Annotated in this window: 17 protein-coding genes; 9 read left to right on the top strand and 8 right to left on the bottom strand. The window is 64.2% G+C overall.

Annotated elements, in window-relative coordinates:
• The first annotated feature begins 75 nt into the window (after positions 1-75).
• The gene (locus tag PQR40_RS06125) at positions 76-399 is read left to right on the top strand and encodes a branched-chain amino acid transport AzlD family protein (protein ID WP_169485687.1); all 324 of its coding nucleotides are present in this window, start codon (positions 76-78) and stop codon (positions 397-399) included.
• A 364-nt stretch (positions 400-763) separates the two neighbouring features.
• Entirely contained in the window at positions 764-1,543 is a 780-nt protein-coding gene (locus PQR40_RS06120) for a DUF4088 family protein (RefSeq protein ID WP_408222262.1), read from the top strand.
• Positions 1,544-1,653: 110 nt separating this feature from the next.
• On the opposite strand, the gene PQR40_RS06115 is transcribed toward PQR40_RS06120, so the two are convergent.
• The 3 genes from PQR40_RS06115 to PQR40_RS06105 all read right to left on the bottom strand — a co-directional run bounded on the left by PQR40_RS06115 (position 1,654) and on the right by PQR40_RS06105 (position 5,034).
• Positions 1,654-3,855, bottom strand: a complete 2,202-nt coding sequence (locus tag PQR40_RS06115) for an ATP-dependent helicase (protein WP_408508611.1) — start codon at positions 3,853-3,855, stop codon at positions 1,654-1,656.
• Between the two features lie 270 nt (positions 3,856-4,125).
• Complete coding sequence (locus PQR40_RS06110) at positions 4,126-4,389, bottom strand: hypothetical protein (protein ID WP_408333952.1); 264 nt, start codon at positions 4,387-4,389, stop codon at positions 4,126-4,128.
• 198 nt (positions 4,390-4,587) lie between these two features.
• Positions 4,588-5,034 (bottom strand): hypothetical protein, encoded by a 447-nt coding sequence (locus PQR40_RS06105; RefSeq protein ID WP_408508610.1) that lies wholly within the window; start codon positions 5,032-5,034, stop codon positions 4,588-4,590.
• 295 nt (positions 5,035-5,329) lie between these two features.
• Between PQR40_RS06105 and PQR40_RS06100 the strand changes: the two genes are divergently transcribed.
• From PQR40_RS06100 to fumC, 5 genes are all read left to right on the top strand, one after another.
• Positions 5,330-5,548, top strand: a complete 219-nt coding sequence (locus tag PQR40_RS06100) for an RNA-binding S4 domain-containing protein (RefSeq protein ID WP_011489423.1) — start codon at positions 5,330-5,332, stop codon at positions 5,546-5,548.
• 314 nt (positions 5,549-5,862) lie between these two features.
• A complete protein-coding gene (locus tag PQR40_RS06095; RefSeq protein ID WP_408508609.1) occupies positions 5,863-7,275 on the top strand; it encodes an MATE family efflux transporter in 1,413 nt (470 codons plus the stop codon).
• Between the two features lie 281 nt (positions 7,276-7,556).
• The gene (panS, locus tag PQR40_RS06090; RefSeq protein WP_408222272.1) at positions 7,557-8,516 is read left to right on the top strand and encodes a ketopantoate/pantoate/pantothenate transporter PanS; all 960 of its coding nucleotides are present in this window, start codon (positions 7,557-7,559) and stop codon (positions 8,514-8,516) included.
• 423 nt (positions 8,517-8,939) lie between these two features.
• A complete protein-coding gene (locus PQR40_RS06085; RefSeq protein WP_408222274.1) occupies positions 8,940-10,547 on the top strand; it encodes a phospholipase D family protein in 1,608 nt (535 codons plus the stop codon).
• Between the two features lie 16 nt (positions 10,548-10,563).
• Entirely contained in the window at positions 10,564-11,964 is a 1,401-nt protein-coding gene (gene fumC / locus PQR40_RS06080) for a class II fumarate hydratase (protein WP_408222276.1), read from the top strand.
• A 33-nt stretch (positions 11,965-11,997) separates the two neighbouring features.
• Here fumC and PQR40_RS06075 read toward each other — a convergent pair whose 3' ends face one another.
• From PQR40_RS06075 to PQR40_RS06060, 4 genes are all read right to left on the bottom strand, one after another.
• Positions 11,998-12,504, bottom strand: coding sequence for an acyl-CoA thioesterase (locus PQR40_RS06075; RefSeq protein ID WP_408222278.1), 507 nt, complete (start codon positions 12,502-12,504; stop codon positions 11,998-12,000).
• 137 nt (positions 12,505-12,641) lie between these two features.
• The gene (locus PQR40_RS06070) at positions 12,642-13,811 is read right to left on the bottom strand and encodes a GlxA family transcriptional regulator (protein WP_408508608.1); all 1,170 of its coding nucleotides are present in this window, start codon (positions 13,809-13,811) and stop codon (positions 12,642-12,644) included.
• A complete protein-coding gene (locus tag PQR40_RS06065) occupies positions 13,811-15,127 on the bottom strand; it encodes an MFS transporter (RefSeq protein ID WP_408508607.1) in 1,317 nt (438 codons plus the stop codon). Before PQR40_RS06065 ends, PQR40_RS06070 begins: the two co-directional genes overlap by 1 nt.
• A 137-nt stretch (positions 15,128-15,264) precedes the next feature.
• Positions 15,265-15,408 carry a putative periplasmic lipoprotein gene (locus PQR40_RS06060; protein ID WP_408222284.1) on the bottom strand — a complete coding sequence of 48 codons (144 nt, stop codon included), beginning with the start codon at positions 15,406-15,408 and terminating at the stop codon, positions 15,265-15,267.
• A 255-nt stretch (positions 15,409-15,663) separates the two neighbouring features.
• Between PQR40_RS06060 and PQR40_RS06055 the strand changes: the two genes are divergently transcribed.
• On the top strand, positions 15,664-16,377 hold the full coding sequence (locus PQR40_RS06055; protein ID WP_408222286.1) for an ArsR/SmtB family transcription factor: 714 nt from the start codon (positions 15,664-15,666) through the stop codon (positions 16,375-16,377).
• Between the two features lie 183 nt (positions 16,378-16,560).
• Positions 16,561-19,032, top strand: a complete 2,472-nt coding sequence (locus PQR40_RS06050; protein ID WP_408222288.1) for a DUF6600 domain-containing protein — start codon at positions 16,561-16,563, stop codon at positions 19,030-19,032.
• A 128-nt stretch (positions 19,033-19,160) separates the two neighbouring features.
• On the opposite strand, the gene PQR40_RS06045 is transcribed toward PQR40_RS06050, so the two are convergent.
• Positions 19,161-20,132: a thymidylate synthase gene (locus PQR40_RS06045; RefSeq protein ID WP_408222290.1), complete on the bottom strand. Its 972-nt coding sequence runs from the start codon at positions 20,130-20,132 to the stop codon at positions 19,161-19,163.
• Positions 20,133-20,148 lie beyond the last annotated feature (16 nt).

Raw genomic sequence — 20,148 nt, 5'->3', positions numbered from 1 at the left:
CTCGCAGGAGCCCCCGCGAGAAGCCCCGCGAAAAATCTCGCAGGACGCCGTGCAGGAAACTGCGGGAGCGTCGCGATGAACTACGTCGTTCTGATTCTCGGCATGGCAGCCATCACGTGGGTAATCCGCGCCGCCGTCTTCGTGCTCGGTGACCGGCTGGTATTTCCGCCGCTCGTGCGCACCGCGCTCGGCTTCGTACCCGTTACGGTGCTGACCGCGATCATCGTGCCGATGGCGGTTTCGCCGCACGGCACCAGTGCCGAATTGACCTGGCGCAACCCGCAACTGGTCGGGGCGCTGGCGGCCATCGCGGTCAGCGCGCTGACGCGGCGGCCGCTTCTAACCATCGCGGTCGGCCTGACGGTCTTTTTTGTCTGGCAAGGCGTCGTGCTTAAATAAGCGAAACGGTCGGTATCCGCCCAGCGGGGTGGCCGCATTTCTGGCGGCCGTCACGCCGGTGCCGCGACGTCCTGCGCACTGGCGCCGCCTCGCACTAGCGGCGCCGAGCATGTTGCTTGCGCATCGCGCTCAACCGGGCGACGCCGACGCAGGCCTCTAAACCGGTCGTCAATCAGTCCCCGCCCCTTAAGTTTCCCTTAATTCCGCCGATATGAAGTCGAGGTCCGCGAATCGGGATACGTCCCGCTGATTACGCGGCAACAGACAGGCATCAACCGCGCCGGCATTTGGCCTTGCGTCGCACAGGGTCCGGGTGCGTCCGGATGACAGACGAGGGCGCGCGGCAGGACCAACGGGATAACAGATGGGTCAAATCACCCTCACACTCAAAGACGAAACCATTGCAACGCTGCGCAAGGACTTCGACGCTTTTCTGCGGGTTTCGCTGAAGCTCGATCCGCAGTTCGCGACGCCGTCGTTTGAGGATTTTCTGCGCGCCAAGCTGCTCGACAGTATGGTGCCGCTGACTGAACACGCGGTTCGGCGGATGTTGCAAGGCGGCCAGTACGCGTGGGCGAAACGCACGCTGGACAAGGAATTCCCGGACGTCGTCGCGATTCTGATGCGGCAGGCGGGAGAATTCGGTTTCGGCTTTGCGGCCCGCTCGGAATGGACGCCGGAAGAGCTCTCCAAGCAGTGCCACGACTGGGCGGCGACCATCGTCAAGGAAGCGGAAGGCGACGCGGTACTAGTCGATCCGCTCGCGGCGCAGATCAAGAGCGCGGTGCAGGACATTCAGGCGCTCGAAGAAACCATGCAGACACCGGCCTGGCGGCTGGTGGAATCGCTGCGCCAGCGCGTCTACGAAGCCAAAGTGGCATGCGAAACAGGCGTGGGCAGCACCGCGCGCGAAAAGCTCGGCGAACTACGTGGCCTGTTGCGCCTGGGTATTTCGCACGGCTCGTTCCAGAAGCAGGAAGCGCAGCAGATCATGGAGTACCTGCGCTTGCTGAAGCCGGAGATTTTCATCGAAGAACCCTATGACGTGTTCTCACGTTGCGCCGCATGGTTGCGCAATTTCTTTGTGCCGCCGCGTCCGGCACCGCAACAGCAATCACAGCAACAACAACGGCGGTCGCGCTAAAACCAGTCGGCAGCGGCTAGCCGCAACCGCGGGCGGCCGCAATAGTCATCGAAGCGCAGAAGAAGAGGTCACAAAGGGAGCTCGATCGCGCCCCACCCCGCATCACCGCTTCAATCCCACATCTTCCTGAGCCTGGCCCCAATCTCTATCTTCGCCTGCGCCGCCGCGGCCAGCCCCGCCGCTGTGGGGGCACTCGGCACAGGTACGCGCGGCCAGGCGTAGGCGTCGAACAAGGGCATCAGATGCGCCGGAATGAACCGCGTGCGCGACGCCCACACGTGACGGTCTCCCATATGGGTCTGGTTGTGCACGTAAAAACGCTGCGGCACGACGATATGCAGGTCTTCCTTCGCGCGTGTCATCGCCACATATAACAGGCGCCGCTCCTCATCGATTTCCTCTTCGCTGCCAGTGCCGAGGTCGGACGGAATGCAACCGTCGACGCCATTCAGCACGAACACATTGCGCCACTCCTGCCCTTTCGCCGAATGAATCGTGGACAGGATCAGGTAGTCCTCGTCGATCAGGGGCACGCCCGACTCGTCGCTGGTGGCGTCGGGCGGATCGAGCGTCAGTTCGGTGAGGAAGCGTTCGCGCGACGCATAGGTGCCCGCGATGCTTTCCATCTGCAGCACGTCTGCATGACGGATCGCCGCGTCCTCATGATTGCGCTCGAGATGCGGCTCGTACCAGCGCCGCACCATTTCGAACTCGGCCGGCCACGGCGTCTGGCGCCCGTACACGCTCGACATCAGCTTGACGAACGGATGCCAGTCTTCCTGCGCGCGCGCGGGCGGCACAAAGACGGCCAGCGCGCCACCGGCGCTATGAGTGATATCGGCCGCATTGCCGGCGGCCCGCGCCACGACCTCGTCCAGCACCTTCGCGGCGGTGGCGGGACCGACGCCCGGCAGCAACTGCACGACGCGAAAACCAGCGACACGGTCGCGAGGATTCTCCGCCCAGCGCAGCACGGCGAGCACATCCTTGACGTGCACCGAGTCGAGGAACTTCAGGCCGCCGAACTTCACGAACGGAATGTTGCGCCGGGTCAGTTCAATCTCGAGCGCGGCGCTGTGGTGGGCGGCGCGAAACAACACCGCCTGCGACTTGAGCGTCATGCCCTGCTCGCGTGCCTCCAGCACCTGTTCGACGATGTAGCGCGCCTGATCCGCTTCATCGGCGACCGTCACCAGACGCGGGCGTTGCGCCGAAGCCTTGTCGGTCCACAGATTCTTCGTGTAGCGCTCACTCGCAAGCTCGATTACCGCATTCGACGCCGCCAGAATCGACCCGGTGGAGCGGTAATTGCGCTCGAGCGTGACCTGTCTGGCCGGCGGGTTGAAGTGCGCCGGAAAGTCGAGAATGTTGCGCACGGTCGCGCCACGAAACGAATAGATCGACTGGACGTCGTCGCCGACCACGGTCAGGCCACGGCCATCGGGTTTCAGCGCAAGCAGGATCGACGCCTGCAAGCGGTTGGTGTCCTGATACTCGTCGACCATGACGTGATCGAAGCGCGCCGACAGATCGGCCGCGATCGCCGGCTCGGCGGCCATGTGCGACCAGTAGAGCAGCAGGTCGTCGTAGTCGAGCACGCTCTGCTTCTGCTTGGCTTCGACGTACGCCGCGAACAACATGCGCAGATCGGCTTCCCACTCGCGGCACCAGGGGAACGCACTGTCGAGCACATCGGCGAGCGACGCGCCTGTGTTCACCACGCGCGAGTAAATCGCAAAGCAGGTGCTCTTGGCCGGAAAGCGCCGCTCTTTCGCCGACAAGCCTAGCTCGTGGCGCACGAGATTCATCAGATCGGCGGAATCCTCACGGTCATTGATTGTGAAGGTGGGCGCGAGGCCGATCAGGTCCGCGTATTCACGCAATAGCCGTGCGCCGACACTATGAAAGGTACCCGACCACGTCAGCCCCTGCGCCAGCGCGGCCCGCGACCCGAGCGCCGCACCGGCGATACGCCCGACGCGGCGGGTCATTTCGAGCGCGGCGCGGCGTGAAAAAGTCAGTAGCAGGATACGGCGCGGATCGGCGCCCTTCACCACCAGATTGGCAACCCGATGCGCCAGCGTGTTGGTCTTGCCGGAACCGGCACCCGCTATCACCAGCAGCGCGCCCGGCGGCGCGTTGGGATTGTCGGCGCCGTATTCGACGGCTTCGCGCTGCGCGTCGTTGAGCTTTGCCAGCCAGGCGGCGCTATCGGTACCGGAATCGGACGGTGGCGGAGATTCAGCGACGGAGAGCACAGTGGATTCGGGCCTGAGGTGGAGTTGACGCGGCGACGCATACTGTATATCCATACAAGTATCGGAGACAAGCGACCCTTTTTTCGTCTTTCCACTGCCGGCGCCACGGCCCCGCAGAATCATCGGCGCCGCACTTTGTCGAGCGCGTCGAGCGGCACTGTCAGGCGCCCTTCCTTCTGGCGTGGCAATCGGGCACCGCCACAGCAGCGGCGTAAAGCGAGCGCAAAAAAATGACCCGGGCGCACACGCGTACCGGGCCACTTTCTTCGACGAGGCATAGCAAGGCGTCCGCGACACCCTGCGTTTGCTTTAATTGACGCCTTTTTACTGCTTCTTTGCGTCCTTCAGACTGGCGTCGGCGTTCGCCTTGTCGGCATCGGCCTGGGCATCCGTTTTCTTCTTATCGGCCTTGGCTTGCGCCACCGACGCCTTCTTGTCAGCCTTCGACTGTTCCTTGGCCGCCTTCCTGTCAGCGTGAGTCACCGGCGCGGCGGCCGGGTCGCTTGCCTGCGCGAATGCGACGGACGATAGGCAACCGGCAATGAGCGCGGCGTAAATTCGGTTCTTCATAGGCGAGGTGATGGTCATGCGATACCTCCGTACAACGGCATGCGGACAAATCAGGCAGTCTGCACGACGCCTGGTCCACTCCGCAGCAAAGTTGATTGAAGCGGACCGGCTGGAGCCGGCCGCGCCAGGTGCTGCGCCTTTGCACGACCCCCGGTTAGCGGGGGGGCGTGACTGCGGCCAACGCCACCGTCACGCCCGGCGCGTTAGACCTCAGGCTTAGTGCTTGACGTCGGCACCGTTGTCCTGGTCGGCTGCCTGGCCTTGCATGTTCATCTTCATTTCGTTGTTAGCAGCCTGCTTGTCAGCCTTCTGGTTGATCCTGGCATCACGCACCTGCTCCTTGTACTGCGACTTGGCAGCCTTCTTCTGTTGCGCCAACTCCGCCTTGGACGCCTTCTTAGACGCCTTGTATTCGGCATTAGCCTGCGCGTTGGCGTCGCGTTTCTGGACCAGCGGATCGGTCGAGCCCGATGCCGTCAGACGCGCCGGTGCCGGCGTCACCGGCTGCACACCCTGTGCGGCCGGTGCGACATCAGCGCCTTGGGTCTGGACCTGTGCCTGGCCGTTCATACCCGCGGCCGGTTGCGCGGTCTGCGCGACAGCAGCGGTGGCGGCAAAAGCAGTCAGGGCGGTACCGATCAGGAGTGTACGAATCTGGGTCATGGCTAAATCCTCTCTAGAGTTGTTGTGACACGGACGTCATATCCGGCGCGGCGTGCGTCATGCGCCTCTCGTCCGGTCTATTCGCCGCCGAAAAATCCAGCAGGCTTTCCTACAGAGCTGCACTTTACGAGTGAAGTTCGTGATGTACGACCAGTGTTACGGAACGTTTCACTTTCTGACAACTGCATAACATCTGCTTGCAATCGCCTGATCGCAGCCCGGCGCCACGGGGACTTTCATTCGGGGCAAGCTTCTGGCTTATGATGCGAACCCTTTGCTTCAAGGTGCAAACGCCATGCCCAACCTCGATTTCACACTGACCGGCGACTACGTCGAACTGCACAATCTCCTGAAGATAACGGGTCTGGCAGACAGCGGCGGCTCGGCGAAAATGATGGTCGCGGACGGCGCAGTGACCGTCGACGGCCGGGTCGAAACGCGTAAAACCTGCAAAATTCGCGCGGGCCAGGTTGTGTTGCTCGGCGACACGCGAATCGCGGTGCACGAGGCTTGAGGCGCGGCCTCACCCCGATTCGCGGGAAACTCGCGGCCAAAGACATTGAGCCGAAGACAGGCTGCCAACGGTTCGTAATCCGAGACTTTGAGTCCGGAAACTCGGAGGACCGCACGCACCAAAATCGTGCCTCCTCCATCGACATCGCCGCGCCTAAGCAATAAGCTGTCAGTTTCGACAGACAAACAATCGGCTGACAGCCGCCCTACGCTTTCGGCGCGCCCCGCATTCCACCACCGGCCGCGCGAAAGCCTCGCGAGTCGTCCGGCTTGCGCCCGCCGCTTGCTGTCACCCCTTCCGCTTTCAAGCGCTCCATGACTCAATCCGGCTTCACCCGGGTGGCCGCCCGGCCGCCGACCCTTTCCCGCCACGCCGCCGACACCGCCCGGCTCGCCGCGCCGCTCGCCATCGCGCAACTTTCGCAAATGGCGATGGGCGTCACCGATACGATCCTGCTCGGCTCGCTCGGCCCTGACGCGCTCGCCGCCGGCGGCCTCGGCGCCAACCTGTTCTTCGTTGTGGTCACGTTGCTGCAAGGCGTGCTCACCTCCGTGAGCGTGAGCGTGTCGCATGCGCGCGGCGCGCAGGACGAAGGCCGGGTGCCGCATATCTACTGGACCGGCTTCGTGTTGTCGGTGCTGCTGTCGGTGCCGGCGTTCTTCCTGCTGTCGTTCGCCACGCCGGTCCTGCTGGCTTTCGGCGAACCCGCGCTGCTTGCGCACAACGTCGGTGAATACGCGGCAGTGCTGCGCTGGGGCTCGCTCGGCAGTCTGATCGGCGTCGGCCTGATGCGCTCGTTCCTGCCGGCCATCGGCGCGGCCAAGCGGCTCCTGTGGGTGTCGCTCGTTAGCGTGTTCGTCAACGGCTTTCTCAACTACGGGCTGATTCACGGCGTATACGGACTGCCTCGCTTAGGCTTTCTCGGTTCGGCGACGGCCACCTCGATCACGGTCTGGCTGAGCGCGCTCGTCCTGATGGCCTTGTTGCATCTGCGGCCACGGTATAAACATTTCGTCGTCGCGACACGGCCGAATGTGCCGTTGATGGGCGAGTTGTTCGGCATCGGCTGGCCGGTCGCGATCACCTACGGCGTCGAATCGACCCTGTTCCTCGCCACCGGCCTGATGGTCGGCCTGCTCGGCGAATCACAACTGGCCGCGCATCAGATCGCGTTGAACGTCGCCTCGGTGGCCTTCATGGTGCCGCTCGCGATCGGCCAGGCGGCCAATGTGCGAGTCGGCTACTGGTCCGGCGCCGGCCAGCCGCTTGCCGCGCGCCACGCGGGCTTCGTCGCGCTGGCGCTCGGCGTCGGCTTCATGACGCTGTCGGGCATCGTGCTGATCGCGGCGCCGCACTGGATCGTCGGCCTGTACCTGCATCTCGACGACCCGGTCAACGCAGCCACGGTTACGTTGGCGAGTTCGCTGCTCGGCGTGGCCGCACTCTTCCAGATCGTCGACGGCATGCAGACCGTAGCGTCAGGCTGCCTGCGCGGCCTGAAAGACACGCGCGTGCCGATGATTGCCGCAACTTTCGGATACTGGGTCATCGGCTTTCCGACCGGTTATGTGCTGGCATTTCATTTCGGGTTGGGCGCGCGCGGCTTGTGGTGGGGGCTCGCCGCCGGCCTCGCGAGCGTCGCGCTGTTGATGACGCTGCGCTTTCACAAACTAAGCTTGCGGCGCGTGCCGGTCACGCCCGGCGCGCCGCCTCCCCCGTCGGCATGAGCCAGGCAAAGCACAGGTGACTGGTTGGTTGCACGCGCAACCAACGTTCCCCGGTAAACGCGCCGTGAACGGTAAAATGTGTGCTTTGGCAAAAATCGCGCGCACCCGCGTGAGCCGATTCGCGCACCTCACAAAGGCCCGCGCCGCCCCACGGCCCAACACCCGCCGCCAGGGCCTGCCGCTCCTCGCGAGCGGCGCCCCGGGTATGCATCGCTCACCGCGCCATGCCGCTCGACCGACCTTCAATTCTCGCCATAAAACATAAACAAGGACCACCCGTCATGCTTGCCCGCGTCACCCGTTTATTTCCGCTCTGGGCCGTGCTCGTTTCGATTGCCGCGTACTTCTCGCCCGTTTCGTTCGCCGGTATTGCGCCCCACGTCACCACCCTCCTGACGATCATCATGCTGGCGATGGGCGTCACGCTATCGGCGGCCGATTTCCAGCGCGTCTTCACGCGACCCGCGCCGGTGATCGCCGGCATCGTGCTGCATTACCTCGTGATGCCGCTGGCAGCGTGGGCCATCGCCAAGGCGCTGCGCATGCCGCCGGATCTGACGGCCGGCATGGTGCTGGTGGGTAGCGTGGCAAGCGGCACGGCGTCGAACGTCATGATCTATCTGGCGCGCGGTGACGTAGCGCTGTCAGTGACGATCAGCGCGTTGTCGACGCTGGTCGGCGTGTTCGCGACACCGCTGCTCACGCGCCTTTACGTGGACGCATCCATCGTTGTCGACGTGCACGGCATGCTGATGAGCATCCTGCAAATCGTCGCGTTGCCGATCGTGATCGGCCTGGTCGTCAACCATTTGTTCAACAAGACGGTCCGCAAGGTCGAGCCGATTTTGCCGCTGATCTCGATGGTTGCGATTCTGCTGATCATCGGCGCGGTGGTGGGCGGCACGCAGAAGAGCATCGCGTCGGTGGGTCTCGTGGTGATGCTGGGTGTGGTGCTGCACAACGGCATCGGTCTGCTCGGCGGCTACTGGGGCGGTCGTCTGCTCGGCTTCGACGAAGCTGTCTGCCGCACGCTCGCTATCGAAGTCGGCATGCAAAACTCCGGCCTCGCAGCGACGCTCGGCAAACTGTATTTCACGCCGATCGCGGCGTTGCCGGGCGCGTTGTTTTCGGTGTGGCATAACCTGTCCGGCTCGCTGCTCGCGGGTTATTGGGCAGGACGTCCCGCGAAAGGATCCACGCATCCGGATGGCGAGCGCGTATTGAACGCCGAACGCGGATAATCATCATCGAGTAGTCGTCAAGCGCCGCGGGTCGAAGGCTTTCTGCCTTGACGAGCGGCATCTGTCTGCACGCCTGAGGCGTGCGGACAGAAAGCGTCGTGCAGGCAATCAAACCGCGCCATAGTCATGCGCGAGAACGAAAGCTCACACGCCTGATTCCCCTTAGAATGCATTTCTCGACAGAGTGAACACGCCACACGCGCTGTCGCAATGAAAAGCTTGCAAACAGGGAGATACAGCGTGTCGTGGCATCAAGACCAAAATCAAAATCAGACCGCACTGCACAGCAAATGCGCGTTCAACTCGCTTCGGAGGACGTCACTCGCCCGGAAGAGAGCCGGCCGCCTTAAAGGTAGTCCACCGTGCCCAAGCAAGTCGCGCGCCCCGAACGAAGTTCCCTTTAGAGATGGGTGGCTGAGGCGATTGTGGAATTGGCAGACGACGAGACATTTCTTCCTGCTGTGCTGCGCAACGGCATTTTTGACCGCTTGCGCGACCCGGCCTCCCGCCACTGCGTTCGACCGTCAGGTCACCCATGCACTGCCCGCCACTGAAATAACGCCGCTTCGCACGGCCCTGGCGCCGCCCGAAGCGGCGCATCCAAACGAGTCCGGTTTCCGGGTACTGTCGAGCGGCACCGACGCCTTGCAGATGCGCATTGCGCTCGCGCGTGCCGCGACGAAAACCCTCGACATGCAGTACTACATCGCCAACGAGGACACCACCGGCAAGCTGCTGCTCGGCGCCGCGCTCTACGCGGCCGACCACGGCGTGCGCGTGCGCATGCTGGTCGACGATCTGAACTTCAAGGACATCGACCAGGTGATGGCGGGTCTGAACTCGCACGACAACATCGAGATCCGCGTCTTCAATCCGTTCGGCAGCGCGCAGGAAGGCATGTTCGAACGCACGACGAACGTGTTCACGCAGATCGGCCATTTCACGCGCCGCATGCACAACAAGTCGATGATCACCGACAACCAGTTGGCCATCGTCGGCGGCCGTAACCTCGGCGACGAATATTTCAGCGCCAGCGAAACGCTGCAGTTCCGCGATCTCGACGTGCTGGCCGCCGGTCCGGTCGTCGCCGATGTCTCCGCCAGTTTCGACGACTACTGGAACAGCAGCATCGCCTATCCGCTGCGGGTACTGAACAAACAGAAATTCGATGCGAAAGTACTCGACCAGACGCGTGACGATTTACGCCAGCACTGGCGCACCAACGCCGACCCATACAACGCGAAACCGCTGAACGCGACACCGCTCGCCTTGCAGATTGCCAGGGATCAACTCGGCCTGACGTGGGCGCCGGCCGAATTCAAGGCAGACCTGCCGGAGAAAATCGTCCATCCGTCGCCGGACTACGTCAGCCCGCCGATGCAGCGATTGGCGGAGCTGATGCATGACGCGCAGAAAGATTTTCTGATCATTTCGCCTTACTTCGTACCGCACGAGTCCGGTGTCAAGGCGGCGGGCGAACTGACGCATCGTGGGGTACGCATCGCCGTGCTAACCAACTCGCTCGCCGCGACCGACGCGGTGGCCGTGCAAGCCGGCTACAGTCCGTTCCGCGTGCCGCTGCTGCAACAGGGTGTGGAGTTGTATGAATTCAAGCCGCAGCAGAGCACGTCGCGCGTCGGTCTCACCGGCTCTCGCTCGCGAGCCAGCCTGCACGCGAAAACCTATGTTATCGACCACAAGATTCTGGTGATCGGCTCGATGAATCTCGATCCGCGCTCGGCCAATCTGAACACCGAGCAGACACTGGTCATTCATAGCCCGCCGCTCGCCGAACAGGTCGCGCAGATCTTCGAACGCGCCATCGCACCCGAAGCAAGCTACCGGGTCACGCTCGCCGATCCGGCGCAACTCGCGTATTTGCGCTCGATCGGCGCGCCCCTCTCGCCGCTCGTCTGGACCGATGTAGAAAACGGTGCGCGCCGCACCTATATCTTCGATCCGCAAGCGGGTTTTTACCGGAACGCGCTAACGGGTCTATTCTCCCTATTGCCTGTCAACGCAGAACTTTGAGAAGCGGAGTTAAACCATGACCGAAGACGTACGAATGGAGCGCGACACGTTCGGCGAGATCGCCGTGCCGAACGCTCGTTTATGGGGCGCGCAGACCCAGCGCTCGCTGCAAAATTTCCGCATTTCGTCTGAAAAACAATCGCCCGAACTGATCACCGCGCTGGCCGTCATCAAGCGCGCCGCCGCCGAGGTCAACCAGGGTCTGGGCGTGCTCGACGAGAACAAGGCGAAGGCGATCATGCAAGCGGCCGATGAGATCATCGACGGCAAGCACCCCGAGGAATTTCCGCTCGCGGTCTGGCAAACCGGCTCCGGCACGCAGACCAATATGAACCTCAACGAGGTGATTGCGAATCGCGCGAGCGAGCTGCTTGGCGGCGAGCGTGGCGAAGCGCGCAAAGTGCATCCGAACGACGACGTGAATCGCGGCCAGTCGTCGAACGACGTGTTTCCGACAGCGATGCACGTAGCCACCGCCTATGGGATCGTCAAGCATCTGCTGCCCGCGCTGAAGGCGCTGCGCGATACGCTCGACGGCAAGGCAAAAGCCTTCGCCGACATCGTCAAGATCGGCCGTACGCACCTGCAGGATGCCACGCCGCTTACGCTTGGCCAGGAGTTTTCAGGCTACGTCGCGCAACTCGATCACGGCATCCGTCATGTGGAATCGGCGCTGCCGCATCTGTACGAACTCGCACAGGGCGGCACGGCGGTCGGCACCGGGTTGAATGCGCATCCGCAGTTCGCCGACAAGGTGGCCGCGGCGATCGGCAAACTGACCGGCTTGCCGTTCGTCTCTGCGCCCAACAAATTCGAAGTGATGGCCGCAGCCGATGCGCTGGTGTTCGCGCACGGCGCGTTGAAGACCGTGGCGGTGAGCCTGAACAAGATCGCCAACGACATCCGCTGGCTTGCGAGCGGTCCGCGTTGCGGGCTCGGCGAACTGTCGATTCCGGAGAACGAACCGGGCAGCTCGATCATGCCGGGCAAGGTCAATCCGACGCAATCCGAAGCCTTGACGATGCTGTGCTCACAGGTATTCGGCAACGACGTCGCGGTGAATATCGGCGGCGCGAGCGGCAACTTCGAATTGAACGTGTTCCGGCCAATGATCGCGCACAACGTGCTGCAATCGATCCGTCTGCTCGCCGACGGTGCGCACAGTTTCAACGACAACTGCGCGGTGGGTATCGAGCCGAATAACGAGCGCATCGATACCTTGCTTAACGAATCGCTGATGCTGGTGACGGCGCTCAATCCGCACATCGGCTACGACAAGGCCGCGCAGATTGCGAAGAAAGCGCACAAGGAAGGCACCACGCTGAAAGCGTCGGCGCTGGCGCTCGGCTATGTCACCGAGCAGCAGTTCGACGAATGGGTACGGCCGAAGGATATGGTCGGGCATTCGGCGGGGTGATTCCGCATGGAGCGGCGCTAAAGCAGGCGCCGCTTAAACCTTCCCCTGCGCCACTTCGTCCGGCTTCAACTCGACGATCGCGTCGAGCGCTTCCTTCACATCCATCGCGTACTTGGCAAGGCGCTTCTGCTCATCCGTTTCCGGCACGAACGCCGGCACCGGCACCGGGTGACCGTTCTCGTTGACGGCAACCATCACGACGAGGCAATCGGTGGTTTGCAGCAGCTCACCGCCCTTCGGATCGCCCGCCTGCACCGACACGTGGATGTGCATGCTGGTGCGGCCGGTCGCCACGACCCGCGCGCGCAGTTCAACCAGGTTGCCGACCAGGATCGGCCGACGGAAGCGGATATTGCCCACGCTCACCGTCACGCAATAGCGGCCGGACCACACCGCCGAGCACGCATACGCAGTCTCGTCGATCCACTTCATCAACGCGCCCCCATGCACCTTGCCGCCGAAGTTGACCGAGCTGGGCTCAGCGAGAAAACGGAAGGTGGTTTCGGAACGGTCCAACGGCGCTAAGGCAGGGGTGCTCATCTTGACTCCGGTCAATCGGACGCATTTAAAGGAGGCGATTATACGAGCGCAATATTGACTCCGTCGCGAGTCGGGTGGGGTTATCTTGCCGAATTTCGACCAGGATGGCCGCTATGCTTTCGACTAGCTTTCGCTCATCAACTCGCCTCCGCAGCGCCAGACGCAGAGGCCGGCGCGTGCCGTGGCACGACTGCTGATTCAAAACGCTCCCGATACTCGAGCGGCAACACGCCGAAGCGGCGCACAAAGGCGCGCCGCAAATTCTGCTCGCTACCGAAGCCGCAATCGAGCGCAATCCGCTTGAGTGGCCGGCGCGACTCCGCCAGCACCCGCGCGGCCGCCTCCAGACGCAATGCCGACACCGTTTTAGCGGGCGTGCGGCCGACTTCGTCGACGTAGCGTCGTGCGAAAGTCCGCGGACTCATCTGCGCACGGTCAGCCAGCCGTTCGACCGACAGGTCGTCGCGCAAATGAGCCGCCATCCAGCTATGCAGCGCCTCGAACGGCCCACCCGCCGAAGCCTGGGCTGCCAGCGCCGCGCTGAATTGCGATTGCCCGCCGGGCCGCTTCATGAAAACGACCAGCCGCCGCGCCGCCTGCATCGCGACCGCGTGACCGACATCTTCTTCGATCAGCGCCAGCGCCAGATCGATGCCCGCCGTCACGCCCGCCGATGTCCAGACGACACTATCCTTTTCATCCCGGCCCGCGTCGCGGATGAAGATCGGATCGGCGTCGACCCGCACGTTGGGGAAACGGCGTGCGAGATGCGGCGCGTCCCGCCAATGGGTGGTCGCACGGCGGCCGTCGAGCAGGCCCGCCGCTGCCAGATAGAAAGCGCCCGTGCAGACCGAGCACACGCGCCGCGCCTGTGGCGCACGCCGCCTGATCCACGCGACGAGTTCCGGCTGCAACGTGCAATGTTCGTCGACCGGAACGCCAGGGACGATCAGCGTGTCGATCGGCTGGTCGTCGAGCGAATCGAGCCGTTCGGTCACGACCGGCAGACCCGGGAAGGTTTGCAATACGCCACCGTCGATGGACGCGACGGTTGTGCGATAGGCGATCGGCTCTGGGGCTCTTCTGTTTGTGCCAGGTGGTCCGCCTGGTCCACCCGATCCGCCCACGCCGTCAACCCGGCCGACACCGGCCGGTCCATCGGCACAGTCAGAAACAGCAGAACGTCCCCCTGCGCCCACCTCGGCCGCCATGGTCAATTCAGCGCGCCAGAAGGCCTCGAGCGGCCCGCATGCATCGAGCAGTACGAGCTCAGGCGCCACCGCGAAAACGATATGACGTGCAGCCATCAGGACATCACCTCCGCGGATTGCCGCTTGCTCCACCACGCATACCCAAGCGTGGCCAACGCCGCTATTCCGAGCGGCGGAAAGATCGCTGCATTGATCGTCGTCCAGCCGAAACGCGCCAGCAATTGCCCGGCGAACAGCGAGCCCAGCGCGGAAAACGCAAAGGTCGTGAATTCACTGGTTGCCTGCGTCTTGGCCCGCTCGGACGGCCGGTACGATTGCGCGAGCAGCGTCGAGCCGCCGACGAACATGAAATTCCAGCCGACACCCAGGCAGGCGAGCGCCGCATAGAAGTGCGGCAGATCGGTCGAGCGCAACGCCAGCACACCGCACAGCGCCGACAGAGCAATCCCCACGCCGATCACCGGCAGCACGCCGAAGCGCCTGATCAGGCGCGCGGAAAATAGCGACGGCGCGAACATGCCGACCAGGTGCCATTGAATGATCGCGGCGCCGTCGCCAATCGTATGGCCGCACGCGACCGCGGCGATGGGCGTCGCTGTCATCACGAACATCATCACGGCGTAGCCGAGCGCGTTGTTGGCGAGCGCCGCAGCAAAGATCGGCTGGCGAACGATTTCGCCAAGCGGCCGGGCCGGTCCGTCAGTCACGGCCGCGTGCACGGACGGCGCGGCGTCGCGATACAACAGCGCCAGCATGACAATCGATACGAGTCCGAACCCGGTGACAAGCGCGTAGGAGCCGGCAAACGCGACCGGCGCGAGCCAGTCCTTGCTCCACGCGGCGAGAAGCGGCCCGCAAACGGCTGCCACTACGCCGCCGGTAAGCACCGTCGAAATCGCGCGGCTTTTGCCCTCGATCCCCACGGCATCGGCGGCCGCCAAGCGGTAGTACTGCGCGAACGCCTGAAACACGCCGACCGTCGCCGTGCCAGCGCAGAACGCCCAGAAGCTGTGGTGAAAGATTGCCCATACCGAGATGGCCCCGCCCAGCGCACCAACGCCCGCGCCGAGCACGAAACCCGCGCGCCGGCCAATGCGCGCCATCAGGAACGACGCGAAGATGGTAGTCAGCGCAGCAGCGACGGTGATCAGCGAGAACGGCAGCGTCGCAAGCGCCTTGTCGTCGGCAAGCGTGTAGCCGACCAGACCGGTCAAGGTCAGATCAATCGAGACAGATGAGGTGTAGAGCGCCTGGCAAACCGCCAGCACGCGCGCCGCGCGGCGGTCATGCGGATCGGAATCATCGGAGCCGGTTTGACTCGCGGCAAAAGAGGCCACACCGGAGGAAGCTACGGAGGCACTTGTGGCGCCAGCGCTAGAAGCAGAGGCAGAGGAAGCGGGGGACGGCGGCATCGATAAGCCTCGGGCGGCGAAAGTGACGATGCCCAGATCGTCACATGGCCGGTGATGGCAGGAATGACAATGATGCATCAATTCCAGCCACCCGCCACGCTCACCCGCCCGAAAAAGCGGCCGTGCCTGCTTCGGGCTTACTTGCGAACCGTAATGCCCTCGTCGATCGTGCCGTACATCGTGATGCTGCCCGTGCCTGCACCCGAGCCCGGAGCGGAACCGCTCTGCGCGCACGCACTGAACAGCAGAACCGCGGCAGTGGCGGCAAGAAAGAATTTCATGAGAGCGTGTTCCCGCAAAGACAGGCTTCGATTCTAGCCTGGCGGCCCGGCGCGACGCCAAAGCGATGCCGACGCGTCCCCGAAGCATCGGACATCCGGGCACCAAAGCACCAAAGCACGCACCAGCCTGCCCTGCCCGCCGGGTTTTCGTAGCCACTGCATCGACAATTCACGCTAAGCTGAAACATCGAATACGGCAGCCAGATACAGTGGACTGCCTGGCGCCCTGCCCGCGCCACCAACCGGAGACGCCTGATGCCCGCCAACCTCGCAGACGAACACAACCATTTCCCAGGCCTGAGCCGTATCGGTGCGCTGCTTTCCGACCCCGGCCGCGCCGCGATGCTGTGGGCGCTGATGGACGGCAGCGCCCGCCCGGCCGGTGAACTAACGATGATTGCCGGGCTCTCGCCGTCGGCGGCCAGCGCCCATCTGGCGCGTTTGACCGACGGCGGCCTGCTCGCGCTCGAAGTGCGCGGCCGGCATCGCTACTTCCGGATCGCCTCGCCGGATATCGCCGCGTCCATCGAAGCGCTCGCCAACGTCGCGCAGGTCAGCGCGCCGCAACGGACCGTACCGCGTCCGGCGCGCACCGTGCCCGTCGACATGCGCTACGCCCGCACCTGCTACGACCATATGGCGGGCGAATTGTCGGTGCAAGTGTTCGAGCGGCTGGTCGAGCGCGGCCTGCTGACGCTGCACGGCTCGTCGCTCGAAGCGACTGCCGACGGCGCCGCCCGCTTCGCCGATTGGGGCATCGACATGTCCGCCCAGAAGAGCCGCCGGCGCCGCTTCGCCTGCACCTGTCCCGACTGGAGCGAACGGCGTCCGCATCTGGGCGGCGCGCTCGGTGCCGCGCTGCTCGATTCGTGGTCCGCTAATGGTTGGGTCGAGCGCACCGAGCGTCCGCGAATCTTGCGCATCACACCGGCAGGCCACCGCCATTTCGACGCGCTTCTCGCCGCCTGAGCCGCGCTTAAGCGCTTGATGCGATTACAGAATTTTCGCAATCAACTTACGAAATGCCTTATCGAGACCTTTTGTTACACGCTCGTCAGAGGGCCTTACAAAAGTGGGGGCCTTGAAACAAACCGTGAGGGTAGAGTGGCTCTCACGGACACGGCACAATGCCGCGTCCGTCGGAGATAAATCATGAGAACAGTGACCACACCCCAACATTCGAAACGCCGGATCACCGGCTACACGCTCATCGCCGCTGCGGCATTCCTGTTCGCAGCGCAAGCCACCTTTGCGCAGGAAGCCGAACAGGCGCCGCCGGGCGCGGCTTCACAGAACACCGATCCGCCTGGGCGCGTTGCGCGTCTGAACTATACGGCTGGCGCCGTGACCACCGAGCCGGCAGGCGCAACCGACTGGTCGTACGCACAGATCAATCGCCCGCTCACCACCGGCGATCAGTTGTGGAACGATCAGAACGCGCGCTCCGAACTGCATATCGGCTCGACCGCGGTACGCCTCGGCCAGTCCACCAGCCTCGACCTACTCAATCTCGATGACAACAGCGCGCAACTCAAGGTCGCGCAGGGTACGTTGTCGGCGCGAGTGCGCGAACTGGCGCCCGGCGCCTCCTATGAAATCGACACACCGAATCTGGCGCTCGGCCTGAACGGCCCCGGCGACTATCGCGTCGACGTCGCCCCGGACGGCACCACCACCACCGTCACCGTGCGCAGCGGCAGCGCGACCGTGTATGGCGACAGTGGCCAGGTGCCGGTCGCCGCCGGCCAGCAGATCCGCTTTGCCGGCACCAACCTGCAACAGGTCGCCGACAACGGCGCGCCCGGCCTCGACGGCTTCGATCAATGGGCGGCAAGCCGCGACGCAGCGGAAGACCGCTCGGTGTCGGCGCGCTACGTGTCGCGCGACATCCCCGGCTATCAGGATCTCGACGCCAACGGTACGTGGCGCAGCAGCCCTCAGTACGGTGAAGTGTGGGTGCCGCGTGCCACCCCTGTCGGCTGGGCGCCTTATCACGACGGCCACTGGGTGTGGCAAGCGCCGTGGGGCTGGACCTGGGTCGACGACCAACCGTGGGGCTTCGCGCCTTACCACTATGGCCGCTGGGCCCAGGTCGACGACGACTGGGCGTGGGTACCGGGACCGGTCGTGGTCAGCGAACCGCCCGTCTACGCACCGGCGCTGGTCGCCTTCGTGGGCGGCGGTGGCGGCGGAGTCGACTGGGGGGTGAGCCTGGCGATCGGCGGCGCGGTTGCGGCCGGTGTCGCGTGGTTCCCGCTGGGCCCGGGCGAACCGTGGCACCCGCACTGGGGTGATCACGATCACTGGAGCCCGGGTTACTACAATCGCGTCAATAACACGACGGTCGTCAACAACTACAACCGCAACGTGACGAATGTGAATGTGACCAACATTCACAACACGTACATCAACTATCGGCCGGGCGGCGTGACCGCGGTGCCGGCAACGGCTTTCGTGCATGGCCAGTCGACCGCACGCTTCGCGCAGAAGGTCAATCCGCAACAGTGGCGCAATGCGCAGATCAATCCGGGCGGGCCGGGGATCGCGCCGGTGAAGGAAAGCTTCGGGCCGGGCCTGCGTAACGCGAACTACCGTCCGCCGAGCGGCGTGATGGCGCGTCCGGTCGTCGCCACGCGCAGTCCGGCCGTGCCGGCCGCATACCACGACAGCCTCGCGCAGCGCTTTGCGCAGAGTGGCGGACGGGTGCCGGGCGCGGGCGAGCCGATCGTGCGAACCTCGGTACCGGCTCACATGGCAGGCGGTCCGGGGGGCATGCCGGCGCAGAACGTGCGGGTCGTACAGTCGCATATGGCCGGGCGGACGCCGGGCGCAGCGCCGGGTGCGCCGGGTATGCCTAACGGCATGCAGCAGGCCGGCCAACGGCCCGGCGAAGCGCCGCTGAACGGTCAACCGCAGCGTGGCGGCGAACCGCAAGCGCGAGCGGGCATGCCGCCGCAAATGGCTAACCTGCGCCAGCAACCCGCCGAGGCAGCTCATCCGTCCAACGGCGTACCGCGTCCGCCGCAAGCGAACGGCGCCAACCCGAACGCTTATGCGCAGCAGCACGGCGCGCCGGCGCAAGCGGGTCAGCAACCAGGCGCGGAAGGCCGGCATGAGCCTGCATGGACACAGCCGCACACGCCGATGGCCCAACAGCCGCAGCAACGTAGCGCCCCGCAGGAACAGGCACGCCAGCCGGGGGCGCGTCCTGAGCAGCAGCAACAGGCTCAGCGTCAACCGGAAGCGCAACCGCAGCGCATGCCTGAAGCACACGCGCAGCCGCAAGAGCCCCGGCCGCAACCGATGCAGCAGGCGCAGCAGCAACCGCGTCAGGAATATCGTCCGCAGCCGCAACAGGCACAGCAGCCGCGTCCTGAGCCGCGTCCGCAGCAGGTGCAGCAGCCGCGTCCTGAGCCGCGTCCGCAGCAGGTGCAGCAGCCACGTCCCGAGCCGCGTCCACAACAGGTGCAGCAACCACGTCCTGAGCCGCGTCCGCAACAGGCGCAGCAGCCGCGTCCTCAACCGCAACCGCAGCGTGCGGAGCAGCCGCGTCCCCAGCCGCAACCGCAGCACGCCGAGCAGCATTCGAGCGGCGGCAATCGTGACGAGCATCACAAAGGCTAAAAGGGTTACGCGCGCAGCTAGATGCACTGACAACCTGATGGCCGGAAGGCGGCAAGAAAAAACCCCCGCGATTCGCATCGCAGGGGTTTTTTCATTGAGCAGGCTGTGAGCAGACGCTCAGACCATTTTCAGACCGCCATCGGCGCCGTCAGCGGCTCGTGGTGCCGGTAGCCGGTCAACGAGAAGTCCGACGGCTCGATTTTCTCGAGCCATTCCGGCTCATATACGCCGGTTTTCGCATAGTCCGGCACACGGTCCGCGATCGCGAAGGCGGGGCTTTCGTACGGCTCGCGCGTGAGCTGTTGTTGCAGCATATCGAGCTGGTTCTCGTAGATGTGCGCATCGCCGATGAAGTAGGTGAACCAGCGCGGCGTATAACCCGTCAGACGGCCAACCAGATGCAGCAACGCCGCGCCTTCGGTCAGATTGAACGGCGTACCGAGGCCGACATCGTTGCTGCGAATGTACAAACACAGCGAAATTTCACGGCGCGTGACGTTCGGCAGGAACTGATAAAGCAGGTGGCAAGCCGGCAGCGCGATCTGGTCCAGCACTGCGGGGTTCCAGGCATGAAACAAAATTCGCCGGTCGGCGGGGTTCTGCATGATCGTGTCGAGACACTGCCGCAACTGATCGATCGCCTTGTACAGCAGTACCTTGGCGCTGCCGTCCTCCTCGAATTCCGTCACCACCTGGAAGCCACGCGCTGTGGCGTCGGCGAGCTGCGCGCTCGCGCCGGCGTCCAGCACCTTGTAGGCCGGCCACTGGCGCCACTGCACGCCATATACGTCGCCGAGATCGTCCGTGCCCTGGCGATACGGATTGGCAAGCCATTGCGGATTCTGGTTAGCGTTCGCGTCCCACACCTTACAGCCCAGATCGCGAAAGTCCGCGGCACTGCGCGAGGCGCGCAGAAACCCGACCAGTTCACCCACCGCCGATTTGAACGCCAGTTTTTTCGTAGTGACCGCGGGAAAGCCCTGCTGGAGGTCGAAGCGCAACATGGCGCCAGGCATGCTGATGGTGCGGATGCCGGTGCGGTTCTCCTGCCACGTGCCGGTGTCGAGAATCGTGCGGACGAGGTCGAGGTATTGTTTCATGCGGGTTCCTTCGACG

Origin of the sequence: Paraburkholderia sediminicola (genome assembly GCF_046026855.1) — a bacterium.
Classification (GTDB): Bacteria; Pseudomonadota; Gammaproteobacteria; order Burkholderiales; family Burkholderiaceae; genus Paraburkholderia; species Paraburkholderia sediminicola_A.
Note: the sequence above shows the minus strand (reverse complement) of the source record. Positions and strands in the feature narration are given on the sequence as shown.

What these genes read in the sequence shown, in the direction of transcription:
- PQR40_RS06125 (WP_169485687.1), top strand. Translation starts at nt 76, where the DNA reads ATGAACTACGTCGTTCTGATTCTCGGCATGGCAGCCATCACGTGGGTA.
- PQR40_RS06120 (WP_408222262.1), top strand. Translation starts at nt 764, where the DNA reads ATGGGTCAAATCACCCTCACACTCAAAGACGAAACCATTGCAACGCTG.
- PQR40_RS06115 (WP_408508611.1), bottom strand. Translation starts at nt 3,855, where the DNA reads ATGGATATACAGTATGCGTCGCCGCGTCAACTCCACCTCAGGCCCGAA.
- PQR40_RS06110 (WP_408333952.1), bottom strand. Translation starts at nt 4,389, where the DNA reads ATGACCATCACCTCGCCTATGAAGAACCGAATTTACGCCGCGCTCATT.
- PQR40_RS06105 (WP_408508610.1), bottom strand. Translation starts at nt 5,034, where the DNA reads ATGACCCAGATTCGTACACTCCTGATCGGTACCGCCCTGACTGCTTTT.
- PQR40_RS06100 (WP_011489423.1), top strand. Translation starts at nt 5,330, where the DNA reads ATGCCCAACCTCGATTTCACACTGACCGGCGACTACGTCGAACTGCAC.
- PQR40_RS06095 (WP_408508609.1), top strand. Translation starts at nt 5,863, where the DNA reads ATGACTCAATCCGGCTTCACCCGGGTGGCCGCCCGGCCGCCGACCCTT.
- panS (WP_408222272.1), top strand. Translation starts at nt 7,557, where the DNA reads ATGCTTGCCCGCGTCACCCGTTTATTTCCGCTCTGGGCCGTGCTCGTT.
- fumC (WP_408222276.1), top strand. Translation starts at nt 10,564, where the DNA reads ATGACCGAAGACGTACGAATGGAGCGCGACACGTTCGGCGAGATCGCC.
- PQR40_RS06075 (WP_408222278.1), bottom strand. Translation starts at nt 12,504, where the DNA reads ATGAGCACCCCTGCCTTAGCGCCGTTGGACCGTTCCGAAACCACCTTC.
- PQR40_RS06070 (WP_408508608.1), bottom strand. Translation starts at nt 13,811, where the DNA reads ATGGCTGCACGTCATATCGTTTTCGCGGTGGCGCCTGAGCTCGTACTG.
- PQR40_RS06065 (WP_408508607.1), bottom strand. Translation starts at nt 15,127, where the DNA reads ATGCCGCCGTCCCCCGCTTCCTCTGCCTCTGCTTCTAGCGCTGGCGCC.
- PQR40_RS06060 (WP_408222284.1), bottom strand. Translation starts at nt 15,408, where the DNA reads ATGAAATTCTTTCTTGCCGCCACTGCCGCGGTTCTGCTGTTCAGTGCG.
- PQR40_RS06055 (WP_408222286.1), top strand. Translation starts at nt 15,664, where the DNA reads ATGCCCGCCAACCTCGCAGACGAACACAACCATTTCCCAGGCCTGAGC.
- PQR40_RS06050 (WP_408222288.1), top strand. Translation starts at nt 16,561, where the DNA reads ATGAGAACAGTGACCACACCCCAACATTCGAAACGCCGGATCACCGGC.
- PQR40_RS06045 (WP_408222290.1), bottom strand. Translation starts at nt 20,132, where the DNA reads ATGAAACAATACCTCGACCTCGTCCGCACGATTCTCGACACCGGCACG.